The 11,400-nt window shown below is 44.4% G+C and carries 12 protein-coding genes; 7 read left to right on the top strand and 5 right to left on the bottom strand.

What is annotated here, in order from left to right; all coding sequences use genetic code 11:
• Positions 1-399 precede the first annotated feature (399 nt).
• Complete coding sequence (locus J8L84_RS15375; protein WP_211071441.1) at positions 400-1,269, top strand: DMT family transporter; 870 nt, start codon at positions 400-402, stop codon at positions 1,267-1,269.
• A 101-nt stretch (positions 1,270-1,370) separates the two neighbouring features.
• On the opposite strand, the gene J8L84_RS15370 is transcribed toward J8L84_RS15375, so the two are convergent.
• From J8L84_RS15370 to J8L84_RS15350, 5 genes are all read right to left on the bottom strand, one after another.
• Entirely contained in the window at positions 1,371-2,519 is a 1,149-nt protein-coding gene (locus J8L84_RS15370) for an acyl-CoA desaturase (RefSeq protein ID WP_211071440.1), read from the bottom strand.
• Positions 2,516-3,499: an iron-sulfur cluster-binding domain-containing protein gene (locus J8L84_RS15365; protein WP_211071439.1), complete on the bottom strand. Its 984-nt coding sequence runs from the start codon at positions 3,497-3,499 to the stop codon at positions 2,516-2,518. Before J8L84_RS15365 ends, J8L84_RS15370 begins: the two co-directional genes overlap by 4 nt.
• 397 nt (positions 3,500-3,896) lie before the next feature.
• Complete coding sequence (locus tag J8L84_RS15360) at positions 3,897-5,069, bottom strand: retroviral-like aspartic protease family protein (RefSeq protein WP_211071438.1); 1,173 nt, start codon at positions 5,067-5,069, stop codon at positions 3,897-3,899.
• Between the two features lie 27 nt (positions 5,070-5,096).
• The gene (locus J8L84_RS15355; protein WP_211071437.1) at positions 5,097-5,552 is read right to left on the bottom strand and encodes a thioesterase family protein; all 456 of its coding nucleotides are present in this window, start codon (positions 5,550-5,552) and stop codon (positions 5,097-5,099) included.
• 93 nt (positions 5,553-5,645) lie between these two features.
• Positions 5,646-6,353: a hypothetical protein gene (locus J8L84_RS15350; RefSeq protein WP_211071436.1), complete on the bottom strand. Its 708-nt coding sequence runs from the start codon at positions 6,351-6,353 to the stop codon at positions 5,646-5,648.
• 178 nt (positions 6,354-6,531) lie between these two features.
• On the opposite strand from J8L84_RS15350, the gene J8L84_RS15345 reads away from it, so the two are divergent.
• The 6 genes from J8L84_RS15345 (at position 6,532) to J8L84_RS15320 (ending at position 11,393) form a co-directional block, all read left to right on the top strand.
• Complete coding sequence (locus J8L84_RS15345) at positions 6,532-7,083, top strand: elongation factor P hydroxylase (protein WP_348771840.1); 552 nt, start codon at positions 6,532-6,534, stop codon at positions 7,081-7,083.
• Positions 7,080-8,210 (top strand): ATP-NAD kinase family protein, encoded by a 1,131-nt coding sequence (locus tag J8L84_RS15340; RefSeq protein ID WP_211071435.1) that lies wholly within the window; start codon positions 7,080-7,082, stop codon positions 8,208-8,210. The genes J8L84_RS15345 and J8L84_RS15340 overlap by 4 nt, the downstream gene beginning before the upstream one ends.
• A 41-nt stretch (positions 8,211-8,251) precedes the next feature.
• Positions 8,252-8,554, top strand: coding sequence for a YfcL family protein (locus J8L84_RS15335; RefSeq protein ID WP_211071434.1), 303 nt, complete (start codon positions 8,252-8,254; stop codon positions 8,552-8,554).
• Between the two features lie 622 nt (positions 8,555-9,176).
• Complete coding sequence (locus tag J8L84_RS15330) at positions 9,177-9,890, top strand: FlgO family outer membrane protein (protein ID WP_211071433.1); 714 nt, start codon at positions 9,177-9,179, stop codon at positions 9,888-9,890.
• Between the two features lie 4 nt (positions 9,891-9,894).
• Positions 9,895-10,674 (top strand): FlgO family outer membrane protein, encoded by a 780-nt coding sequence (locus J8L84_RS15325; protein ID WP_211071432.1) that lies wholly within the window; start codon positions 9,895-9,897, stop codon positions 10,672-10,674.
• Between the two features lie 2 nt (positions 10,675-10,676).
• Positions 10,677-11,393: a FlgO family outer membrane protein gene (locus tag J8L84_RS15320; protein WP_211071431.1), complete on the top strand. Its 717-nt coding sequence runs from the start codon at positions 10,677-10,679 to the stop codon at positions 11,391-11,393.
• Positions 11,394-11,400 lie beyond the last annotated feature (7 nt).

The following is an 11,400-nucleotide window of genomic DNA, read 5'->3' as shown; positions in this document are numbered from 1 at the left end:
TACAATAAGAGTAGTAACGGTTAGGTAGTGTCTATTTGGCTCACTTTGGGGCATAAACGAGTTAGTACCACAGTCCGCATGGCACATAACGGAATTATAAGCAGAGAGTCTTGAATGTCCGTTGCTTGTCTTTAACGGACTTCTTTAGTTGATACAGCCAGTATCCGCTCTTCATTTTATGGCACCTTATGGCACCGACTTTTTTAGCACGTATAATAGCAAGTATAAAAACGTCATAGCTGCGCTAACGCTTTCATGTATTTGAAATAAAAGAATCATCAATAAAGCATATGATGAAATAATAGAATCCCGCACATCTAGAAATAAAACAGGTTATTAATAAGCGCTGTTTTTTCAATTTAAGCTATCAAATTATAACGAACATGAGACTCATTTATTATGTGGATTGTTTTTGCGTTGCTCGCAACATTTTTCTTTGGTTTGCGGGGGATCTTGTATCAATGGACATCACAAAAAAATCTAAATCGAGACCTGCTGCTATTTGGTGTTTTCTGCATAGGTTTTATCATCAGCGTAGTAGCTGTAGTGTTGTTAAACCAACGTTGGTATGGCTGGGCTGATGTAGCTGTTGGTATGGGGCTAGGTTTTGGATCTTTTGCCGCTAATGCTGTTTTACACAAAGGGTTTTCAGTAGGGAAAGCATCACTCATCAGCGTTCTGGCAGGGTTAACGCCTTTGTTCGTCCTCATCTTTGCATTTTTAATTTGGAAAGAGACGTTAACATCCATTCAATTAGTTGGGTTTGTTATTATCTTTTGTGGCCTTTGTATTATTAGATATTCTTCGGATATCTCTATTAATAATTTAAAAGGGGCGCAATGGGGGCTACTTGCTGCATTGTGCTTTACGTTTACTGATTTAATGGGTAAACAATCAACACTCTTAGAGGCAGATGTTTTTGCAACGTTAACTTCTATGTTCGGCTTTGGAAGTTTCCTTTTTGCCATGAGATGGTTAGCAAAGCGTAGGAAATTTATAGCTTCTCAATATTCAGATAAAACTCATTGGTCGGAAATAAAAACCTTCTCTTGCGGACTGATAGTCGGGGTTGCAAATGTAAGTGGAATGGTTGCAATTATATCCGCTTTTTCTATTGGTAATACTGGGTTGGTTTCCGCAATTTCAGGAATGAATATTTTACTTATTCTCCTTTATTCTCATGTTATTTTAAAAGAAACATTTAGCCGTCAAGAAGTGCTAGGGTTAACCGCCGCTTTTGTCGGCGTTATCGTGCTTAGATTGAATTAAACCTTTTTTTACCAGTACCTTTTTCTATAAGTACCTTTGCGTGCAAAAATACCAGCGAAAGCGCTATGGCCGGCGGGTAGGTTTTTGCGTTTAGGGAAAGCTTAAGGAAAAGAGTAACGAACAATACGTTTTAGTACGCTAGCGTACTGCTTCCAAAAACTGCCAGTGTTGTAGTGCATACCGTGCTGTTTAAATACGGCTTGTACTTTAGGGGCCATTTCTCGGTATCGTCTGGCGGGAATGTCAGGAAATAAGTGGTGTTCTACCTGAAAGCTTAAATGCCCAGTAAGTACGTGAAATAAATTTCCGCCCTCAATGTTCGATGAGCCTAAGGCCTGACGATAGTACCACTGGCCGCGTGTCTCGTTTTTGCAATCCTCTGCGTTAAAGGTTTCTACATCACCGGTAAAGTGTCCGCAAAAGATGATGGTAGATGTCCATAAATTACGTAGCAAATTGGCTATAAGGTTGCCTGACAATACCCATAAGAATAACGGGCCAGCCAGCAAAGGGAATATCGCATAATCTTTTACCAACTGACGTGCGCCTTTACTGAAAAAGCGTTTTTTAAGCTCGCTATTGGTTACTTGGTTTTTGCGGTTTTTTTTCTTCTTGCCGAAGAATACGCGTTCTGCGGCCATCTCGTGATACGACACACCCCACTGAAACATTACACTGAGCAAAATATAGGTAGCGAACTGCCAGAGGTTTTTTATCCGCCATCTAAAGTCATTCGATAAGCGGAGTAGGCCATAGCCAAAGTCTCTATCCTTACCAATAATATTGGTATAGGTGTGATGTTCGTAGTTGTGCACGCGGTTCCAACTTGCCCCATCGCAGGCAATATCCCACTCATACCGCTTTGAATTAATATGAGTGTCGTTCATCCAATCATACTGACCGTGCATTACGTTATGGCCAATTTCCATGTTATCTAGTATTTTTGCTGCGGCTAAACTTAGTACGCCAGCTACCCAAAGTAGAGGCTGTATGAAACCAAGCATTAATAATATGCGGCCGCTCCATTCACAAATACGCTGAATGAGGATAATACGTCGAATATAGGCAGCATCTTCAGCACCTATTTTATCTTTTACTTCCGATTTTATTGCATCAAGCTGAGCTTCCAACATAGCGTAATCAGGTTTACTTGCACTATGCGGTAATGTGGTAGCTTGTTGTAATTGCGCGTCAATTTGACTAGGCGCTTCTTGCAGATCCTCGGTGTTAAATGAGACGCGAGTGTTCATAGTTGAATCTCCAAATCGGTTACGGCTTGCGATATACACAGCTGAATAAGTTGCTCGGCACTATCGGACAGCTCGCCAGTGCGGGTATCTCGCACAATGCCCCGCTTTTTCACACATTGGCATTGGTGGCAAATTCCCATACCGCAGCCATACGTCACAGGCTGCCTCGCTTCTTGTAGCTGCGAAAGCAGCGATTTCTGATTGTTCACCGCTAAGTGCTGACCGTTGTGCACCAAAGAAAAGGTTTCTTTTTCGCTTAGACTTTCAATGTTCACAGTGGGCAATGCGGCAAAATGTTCACTGTCTAACGGTGCCCCCACCATTTTTGCTACTTTCTGTACCTGTTCGTAAATAGTATTTGGGCCACACACCAACCAGCGGGCATCGGCGAAGTGGGATAGGTAATCCTTAACATCACCGTCTTTTTGTCGAGTTAACAAGGCAAAAGTAAAGTTGTTGGTGCGTTTTTGAAGCGCTTGTAATTCGCTTTGCAACACGTGCTCGTTGGGTTTGGCAAAGTAAAGCAGATGAACAGGCGCGCGGTGTATAAGGTTATTTTCAATGGCGTCTTCCAGCATAGCGATAAACGGCGTTATGCCGGAACCGCCCGCAACCATAAGTACGGGTTTATCGGTATTAGGTAATGTGAAATTGCCCTTAGGCGCCGAAATATTCACCCATGTGCTAGGTGTTACCGAGGAAAGGAACGGAGTAAGTGCACCTTCGTTATTGACCTTAGTGATAAGCCGAATGTTTTTCGTTTCGCGGTGAAAGCTAGCCCCGCAAGCGACGGTAAATACGCGGGTAGTAAGCCTTCCATTCACTTCAATGGTTAGCGCAATATGTTGCCCTGCAATATGACTAGGCCAAGCTTTTTCAGGCTTTAGGATAACTTCCAGCATGTCAGATTTTAGGTTTCTGACAGCTTCAACTTGCGCTCTGTAATAGCCATCTCGCCACGCAGGCTTAAATTGCTGCATTAGCACTTCCCAATATCCTCTCCATGAACCGTGATGGAGAAAGCGATGGGCTAGATTATCGAGTAATAGTTTCAACGTAGAGATCACACCTATTCATTTTTCGAAAGAGACTTTGCTAAAGAGTAAAAATAATTTAAGCGTACAGATGTACGCTCACTCCGCGAACAAGTGTAAGCTTGAATTTTTTCGCGTCAAGTGAATAGTTGTAAAATACGTACTCACGCAGGCAGGTTTTGGTGAGGCTTTTAACGTGTAGATGACGGGTGTCAGCAGATAATTTCGCGAAGAAAGCTAGCGTTTTAGAACCCAAGCCGACGTTGAGTTGGTTAACACACAGTATTAAGCTAAATATGAATGAGCGCTATATGGAGCAAGCACTAGATGAAATATATTCGGTTTAATTCGGGGCTTTATTTTGTTCTCGTACTTTTAACGCTAATTCACTGTCTTGTGGGCTAATTGAAAAGTCGAATTTACCTAAAATATTCATGCCCAATAATCCATCGGCGCTAGGCAATGCATCGACAGGCAGTACGAGCGCTGAAACATCATCAAAACGAAAGCCTGCAAAATAAAAAGTAGGGATGTGTACCAAGGGCGCACTAATAGTGCCAGAGGCAGTGTTTACATCAAAATTACCAATAAAGGTAAGGCGACGTAGCCCACCCAAGCGGCTGAATAAATCTGTGGTGATGGCGGTTGTGGTGGCGCCGGTATCTAGCACCATGTCAGCCTGTAGATTAAGGGCTTTTACTCCAACACGGTACTGATCGCCGTCTCGTACAAGTGCTACTCGGGTAACATCGTTCCCTAGAAGTTCGTTGTTAGCAATACGTTCGCCAGTGCCACTTTGGTTATCACGGTTACTTTCACTGTATGCGATATTTCGTATCGCATTAGCTTGGTTGTCGTTGTATGAAAGGCTGGCCAGAATATCTTCCATCAGCGTCACTTTTTGCTGCCTGGCATAAGCCTTAGCAAGTTGAAGAGTATACTGCCTGCTATCAGGCACCCGTTGGAATAGGGGCTCATTTAAGTTAGCCAATAAGTCCCATTGACCGTTAGCCGATAACTCATCTTGTGCTGTGTCGTAAAGGTTGGCAATTCGCTTATCAACCTTGGCTTTGCTAGTTGGCGATAGGGATAACTCTGCTAAATCATGAAAGTGAATAAGCGCATCTGATAGCGGCTGTGTTCTTACTATTAACTCAGCCTCTAGCAACAACAAGCTTTCATCGGTGGGAAACTGTTGTAGTGCGCTATTTAATTGTTGCTTAAGTAAAGCGTAATTACCGCTGTTTAACAGTAGGGTGAGCTCATGAATGTAACTTTCGGTGACTTGATGTTCTCTTTTTGACCCGTCGTGCACATTACTGTTAGTTTCCGCATTACGTTCATCTGTCGCGGGCACGTTATTATTGCTATTTAGGTTGGCTGAAGATTGAATAAGCGACGCTTTGTTCGTCGCCGCTATTTCTACCGCCTGGTTCAACGAAAGAAACAGGTAGCCGTTTAACAGCAAAGATGCAGCAAGCACCACAAATAAACACGCTAATAACCCCTTGTTCATCGCTAAAACTCCCCCTGCGCTTTACAGTTAAAGGCTGGCTTCAATGCATGCATTACCATAAATTTCCTTAAACGGTTCGGGCAAGCGCTTGGGAGCGCCAGTATCTAAACTTACGCAAACAAAGGTGGTTAGTGCTTCAAACACGGTTTTCTTTCTACGCTCGCAGATAAATTGAAACTGCCTTTTAAGCGTTAGCTTGTTATCACAACTCACAATCCAAGTTGCACATTGCAGACTGTCACCTTCATGAGACGGAAGATGGTAATCAAGTTCGTGGCGTTTAATTACCATGGCTCGGTTGAGCGACTGATAGTCAGCAAACTGCAATCCAAGTGAATTGGAATGAGACCACGCCAACGCTTCAACTTGGCTTAAGTAAGCCACATTATTAACGTGGTTGTAGTGATCTAAATGACTGGCGTCTATTTGCCATAATTTAGTAAAAGGCGACGGGTATCGCCACGGTAGTGAAGGGACTGCCATAGTCGTTAATCTCTATTGCTCATTTGAGGCAATTCATGGGGAATATATTGCCACATCACGTATTCAGTTATCACGTGCTTGGGCATCAAAGCTTTAAGCTGTTTGGACATGAGGTAAAGGGTTCTCTTCGGGTAACGAGACTGATTCATCGAATAATGCACGCATCAGCGCTTCTTCTCGTTCCAGTACCGGGTGAATAAAGCTTTGCACATCACCAATGGCTTTAAATGAATGAAAACCATTTTCTAGCAATTCGTGCAGCGACAATAACCCAGCTAATTTGGCGGGGCGTCTTGATAAGCTAATCAGCATACCAATCCCCCTAATTTTAATTACATCACCAAGTTGTTCGCCAAGGTGCGCAATAATATCAAGCTGGCGCTGCCTATCTGTTTGCCGACCTGTGTTGCGATAGGCTAGGGCGTAACTATCTCGATTTAGTGGCGCCCCTTTGAGTTGATGCACCATTTGCATATCTAAATCGAATGAAAGGGCGTTCAGTGCCAACGCATCGTTCATGGCATTCATGGCTTTGTCGGGAAGCACTTTAGCAAGTTTTGGAATGACCCGAACTAAATCGGCGTCACGCTGGCTGAAATCTTTGGGGCCATACAGTTCATCTACAAAAAATTGCATGGCTTTTTGATAACGCGCTTGTTTGGCTAGGTCATCGTGGGACACTAGCAAACGCTCACATTGCCAATGCTGAATTTCGTGAATATTGTCCATGATACCCACTTTAAGCGCTAGGTCTCGAAGCGCATTCACTCTGTGTATATGCTTAACGATATTTTGTGCCACCTAAATAACATCCTTCCGTAGTGCTTTAACACTAGCTTGAAGCAAGCGAGTGACGCATGCAAGCCGCTAAGCCTATTCCCGTCATATTTTCACTGTTATAATACCCGCCCTTAAATGTATGGCTAACGGAAAACGTCTTTGAATTTTAGTACTTGGTGCAATCTAACACGGGTAAGTTATTCACTCGCTGCTGGAGTTTTTCAGCGTGGCGAATGAGATAGACCCTGACGTACCTGCGCTTATTACTTTGTTCAACAGCACCTTTACCGACTTTCAAACGAAGCTGGTATTAGGTGATGACGAGCCTGTTTATCTTCCTGCCAATGAAGATATTTCCTATCATCGTATTGTGTTTGCCCACGGCTTCTTTTCCAGTGCGCTGCATGAAATTGCCCACTGGTGTGTGGCAGGCGAAAAACGTCGTTTACTTGAAGATTACGGTTATTGGTATTGTCCTGATGGTCGAGATGCCAAGCAGCAAGCTGAATTTGAAAGTGTAGAGATTAAGCCGCAAGCTATTGAGTGGGCGTTTACCGAAGCCGCAGGGCGGCAATTCCAAGTTAGTACCGATAATTTAAATGGTGCAGAGCCTGATAGACACGGTTTCACGCAAAATGTTGAAACCCAGTTAGCGTGGTACAAGAAGAATGGCTTTCCCCCAAGGGCGGCACGTTTTATTGAAGCCTTAAAAAACCACACAGAGATTAACGGGAGCACAATAACCCAATGAATAAGCCGGTATTTCGATTAGGTGTTCTCGTTAACCCTTTTGCGGGTATAGGCGGCGCGCTTGCACTTAAAGGCAGTGATGGGGCCGATGTGCGAGAAAAGGCGTTAGCAATGGGCGCTGAAAAAAAGGCTAATGAAAAAATGGCCAAAGCGCTGTCTATTTTAGAGGTCCTTTCTGAACAATTTACTATCGTTACTGCCAGTGGCGAAATGGGTGAAGACGTTTGTGCTTCGTTAGGGTTACCCTTCGAGGTGGTGTACAAAAGTGCATTGCAACAAACAGAAGGGGAAGATACTGAGCGTGCAGTGCAGGCTTTCCTTGGCTGTAATCTTGATGTTATTTTGTTTGCGGGTGGCGATGGTACTGCCCGCAATGTGTGTAAAATTGTGGGTGATAAAGTGCCCGTGCTGGGCGTGCCTGCGGGGTGTAAAATTCACTCGGGCGTGTACTGTGTTACCCCGTCTGCCGCAGGGCAGGTCATTAGCCAAATGATTAAAGGCGAAATTGTCAGTGTGATGGACGGTGAAGTGCGAGATATTGATGAAAACGCATTTCGAACCGGAAAGGTAATAGCAAAACACTATGGCGAGATGCGAGTACCCGCCGAACTCACTTACGTGCAAGCAGTAAAAATGGGTGGCAAAGAGGACGAAGCGCTCGTTCTTGATGACATTGCCGCTACCATTAGTGAATTAATGGACGACAACCCAGATACCTACTTTGTTATGGGCTCGGGCTCTACCGTTGGCGCGGTTATGGAGTTTCTGGGTTTAGACAATACTTTACTGGGTGTTGATGTGGTGCAAGACAAAGCGCTTGTAGCCAGCGATGTGACCGCTTCTGAATTGCTTTCGCTTACGCAAGGAAAGCCAACACAAGTGGTGTTAACCGTTATTGGTGGGCAAGGTCATATTTTGGGGCGTGGAAATCAACAGCTTAGCCCAGACTTTATTCGCGCTATTGGCAAACAGAATATGCGAGTTGTTGCTACCAAACAAAAGTTGCAGTCGCTTGAGAATAAACCATTACGATTAGACTCTGGCGATGCCGAGTTAGATGCATCGCTACAAGGTGCGTTCACTATTATTACCGGCTACAAAGACAAGGTTCTTTATAACGCCGAATAGCTTTTTAAGATTTAGATTAAGTTTAAGAATAGGAGAAATACGTGTTACCTCCGGCTTCAGCCCCCCAACAAGTAGTAAACCAAATTGCAGCGATAGAGGCTGCATTAGATGATGTGGTTAATCATGGTAGCGACGATGAACTGTTTACAGCCAGTTACTTACAAGGCCATTTCGCTGTGGTATCTCGCCAGCTAGAGATGCAAAGCAGCGCAACTATGCAGCAGCTGAATTCAGATATGGCAGCAAGCTTGCAAGCCGCGTTTGATAACAAAGAACTAGAGGGCGAGGATGCTGCTGAGGTTAAGAGCCTTTGGTCACGGTTATTCGACCAGGCAAGCAATTAATCGAATAGTAAAGCGCTAGGCTTCAAAGCGGATAAGCGCACTATAAATCGCCCGACTAATTGTAACTAAAAGTGCAATTAAAAGCTCAATGCAAAGCGCCTAACAAAGCGCCTAACAAAGCGCCTAACAAAGCGCCTAACAAAGCGCCTAACAAAGCGCCTAACAAAGCGCCATACATGGAATATACAAAGTGAGACGCGTAAAATATGGATAGGGAATAAAATCCGGCAAATTACGCCTGAAAGCGGCATGGCTTTGCCGCTTTTGCGCTCTCACTTCCTTTCAAATGTTCGCGTTATTTCTTGTTTTTTATACCTGTAACCACTTTGATTGCCGCATATTTTCGTTACGCCCCAACTAGCGGGAAATGCGGTGAAATAGGGCGAAATGCGGCGTTAGGCTGTGTTTTAAAGGCTTCTAACACCTATACCAGCACTTCTTCCTAGCACCTCATCCTTTAATTGATTGCCTACTAGCGTTAACTTTTTATCACTCGCGCTCCCTGCGCGACAAGCCCTCAAAGGATATGGTGCGAATATTGCTAAATCACATTGTCGATAAGAAAAGAAAACAAATGTGACACAGCTCGCTTTTTACAAATGGCTTATTTCTAGGTGAATATATGTTCGGTTTAATTCAACTTGCGGGTTACAAGCGTAGTGCTGGTAACACACCCAAAAGAGCAGGGCACTGTGCTGCGCGAGGTTATTCGCGCTCTGGTTTGCGCTTGAGCTTGCGAGTGCTGTCTGTCGGACTCATACTTGCCATTGTTGGCGGTTGCCAATCGCCGGACGATGCTAAAGCCCAAATGTCACAGTCTGATCCCTTGGCGGTTCCTGCCCTTGGGAATGTTGAATATCACACCTACATTTTAGCCAATGAGCTGTTTGCCGATTTGCGGCCTTCTAGGCAAGCGCGCTATGCGGTAGCAGGCTTCGTGCCTGTCGATACCATGAAATATAACAAGAATGACCAACATCCTTTAATGATGCTAGGGCATCAATTAGAGCAAGGTATGATGACCGAAGCCACAAAACGTGGTTTTACTACTCAAGAATTTAAGCTTTCGAACGATATAATTGTTAATGACGAAAGCGATAGAGTACTTACGCGCAATATCGACCAATTGTCCGATATTGAACGCGTCGATTTCTACATAACAGGTACTTTGGTCTACCAACAGTCTGGGGCTGTGGTTAACGCAAGAATTATCAATGTGAGAAATAAAGACGTGGTTGCAGCCGCTACCCGCTTTTTCCCTGCTGAGATTTTCTGGGAAGAAGAGCGAGTAACGAGCCGTAATGGTCGACTGTACAGAACTGAAGGTGGAAGGTAACGGGATGAACGCACTATTTAAACGCACGGCTAAATGCACAGCATGTATCCTAGCAACATCAACGCTAGCCCTGAGCGGTTGCTCTATGATGTTAGGCGAAGACGAAGTGGCAGTTGAAGAAACGTCTCGACCGGCCATGAACGTAGTAGACATTATGGCGATAGACCGCCCTTCGCCGCAAAAAGAAGACGATGACGAACAGTCAAGCGAGCAAGAGAGTATGGATGCGTTTGGCGCCATCGGCCAACCCACGCTTTATTCAAGTGTTCAAGGGGCTTACAAAGGCCGGCCGCTCACCAAGCATATTGGTGATTACGTTAAAAACATGACCCAAGACCTTATCGCGAACATGGAATATGTGAATGAAAAAACGCCTATTGGTGTAACTCATTTCGCGCTAATTGATACCAATCTTCAAGAAACTGATTTACTGGGTAAGCAAATGGCAGAATCATTTGTTCACGAGCTGCATAAATTTCGTGTACCCGTTATCGATTTCAAAGCCACAGATTATATTCGTATTACCGATGGTGGCGACTTCGTTCTTAGCCGAGATTATTTAGAATTAAGCAGCAGCTTACCAATAGATTACGTACTTACCGGCACCATGGCTAAACACCAAGGCGGCGTGTTGGTTAACGCCAGAATATTAGGTATAGAGTCTCGCGCGGTAGTGGCGAGTGCACAAATGTTGGTGCCATTTTATGTGGTAGAAGCGTTAATTCCTAGCGACGGCAGCCAAAAGAATGGCATGCGCGATGGCGTTAAATTAAGTAGAGGTTAATCATGAAAAGGCTTATTGCTTTGCTGGCAATGGGGTTAACCGTTAACCTCACCGCGTGTACCAGTACTGAATCAATCGGCTCTTTTTGGCTAAGCGATGACGGTGAAATCTCTCACTCCGCTGAGCCCGTTCCTGTGCCAAGAGGCTCAGGGCTAGTGTACAGCCCCGATTCTCGCGACCGTGAATATCAGCAGCATGTTGCCGTAGACCCAGGCTACAGAGACCCATTACACCAAGGCTTCTCTCCTTCTCAAACCCACAAACGATTAAATGACTATGCATCGCAATTAGCGATGGAGTTAATGGATAACGCAACCCGCCTTACCCAGCAAGACATGGTGGGGGTAACCAGTTTTGTGCGCTTAAATGAATCTTTAGGCGATAGCACGGTGTTGGGCAATCAACTTTCTGAATACCTTATTGCCGAGCTTCAAGATTTTGGGTTAGCTATTGTAGACTTTAAAATGGCTGGCGGTGTGACAGTAACCCCTTATGGAGACTTTGTATTAAGCCGCAAAGCGAATTCATTGGCCAAACAAGTGTCGATGGATCATGTAGTGACAGGCACCATTATTGAAGATGACAGGGGCGTTCGTATTAATGCCCGTATTGTTTCAATGAAAAACAAGCAAGTTGTAGCCAGCGCGAATATTTACATTCCTGCGTTTATCGTTACCGATTTAAATAAAGGCTTAACGGCTCACGTGCCAGTAGAATAACGCGATA

This window comes from Alteromonas sp. MMG017, from assembly GCF_018100795.1.
In the GTDB taxonomy this organism is placed as follows: Bacteria; Pseudomonadota; Gammaproteobacteria; order Enterobacterales; family Alteromonadaceae; genus Alteromonas.
This window is presented reverse-complemented; position numbering and strand designations above follow the sequence as displayed.

Bases quoted from the DNA above. Each gene is read 5' to 3' on its own strand.
- J8L84_RS15375 (WP_211071441.1), top strand. From the start codon at position 400: ATGTGGATTGTTTTTGCGTTGCTCGCAACATTTTTCTTTGGTTTGCGG.
- J8L84_RS15370 (WP_211071440.1), bottom strand. From the start codon at position 2,519: ATGAACACTCGCGTCTCATTTAACACCGAGGATCTGCAAGAAGCGCCT.
- J8L84_RS15365 (WP_211071439.1), bottom strand. From the start codon at position 3,499: ATGCAGCAATTTAAGCCTGCGTGGCGAGATGGCTATTACAGAGCGCAA.
- J8L84_RS15360 (WP_211071438.1), bottom strand. From the start codon at position 5,069: ATGAACAAGGGGTTATTAGCGTGTTTATTTGTGGTGCTTGCTGCATCT.
- J8L84_RS15355 (WP_211071437.1), bottom strand. From the start codon at position 5,552: ATGGCAGTCCCTTCACTACCGTGGCGATACCCGTCGCCTTTTACTAAA.
- J8L84_RS15340 (WP_211071435.1), top strand. From the start codon at position 7,080: ATGAATAAGCCGGTATTTCGATTAGGTGTTCTCGTTAACCCTTTTGCG.
- J8L84_RS15330 (WP_211071433.1), top strand. From the start codon at position 9,177: ATGTTCGGTTTAATTCAACTTGCGGGTTACAAGCGTAGTGCTGGTAAC.
- J8L84_RS15325 (WP_211071432.1), top strand. From the start codon at position 9,895: ATGAACGCACTATTTAAACGCACGGCTAAATGCACAGCATGTATCCTA.
- J8L84_RS15320 (WP_211071431.1), top strand. From the start codon at position 10,677: ATGAAAAGGCTTATTGCTTTGCTGGCAATGGGGTTAACCGTTAACCTC.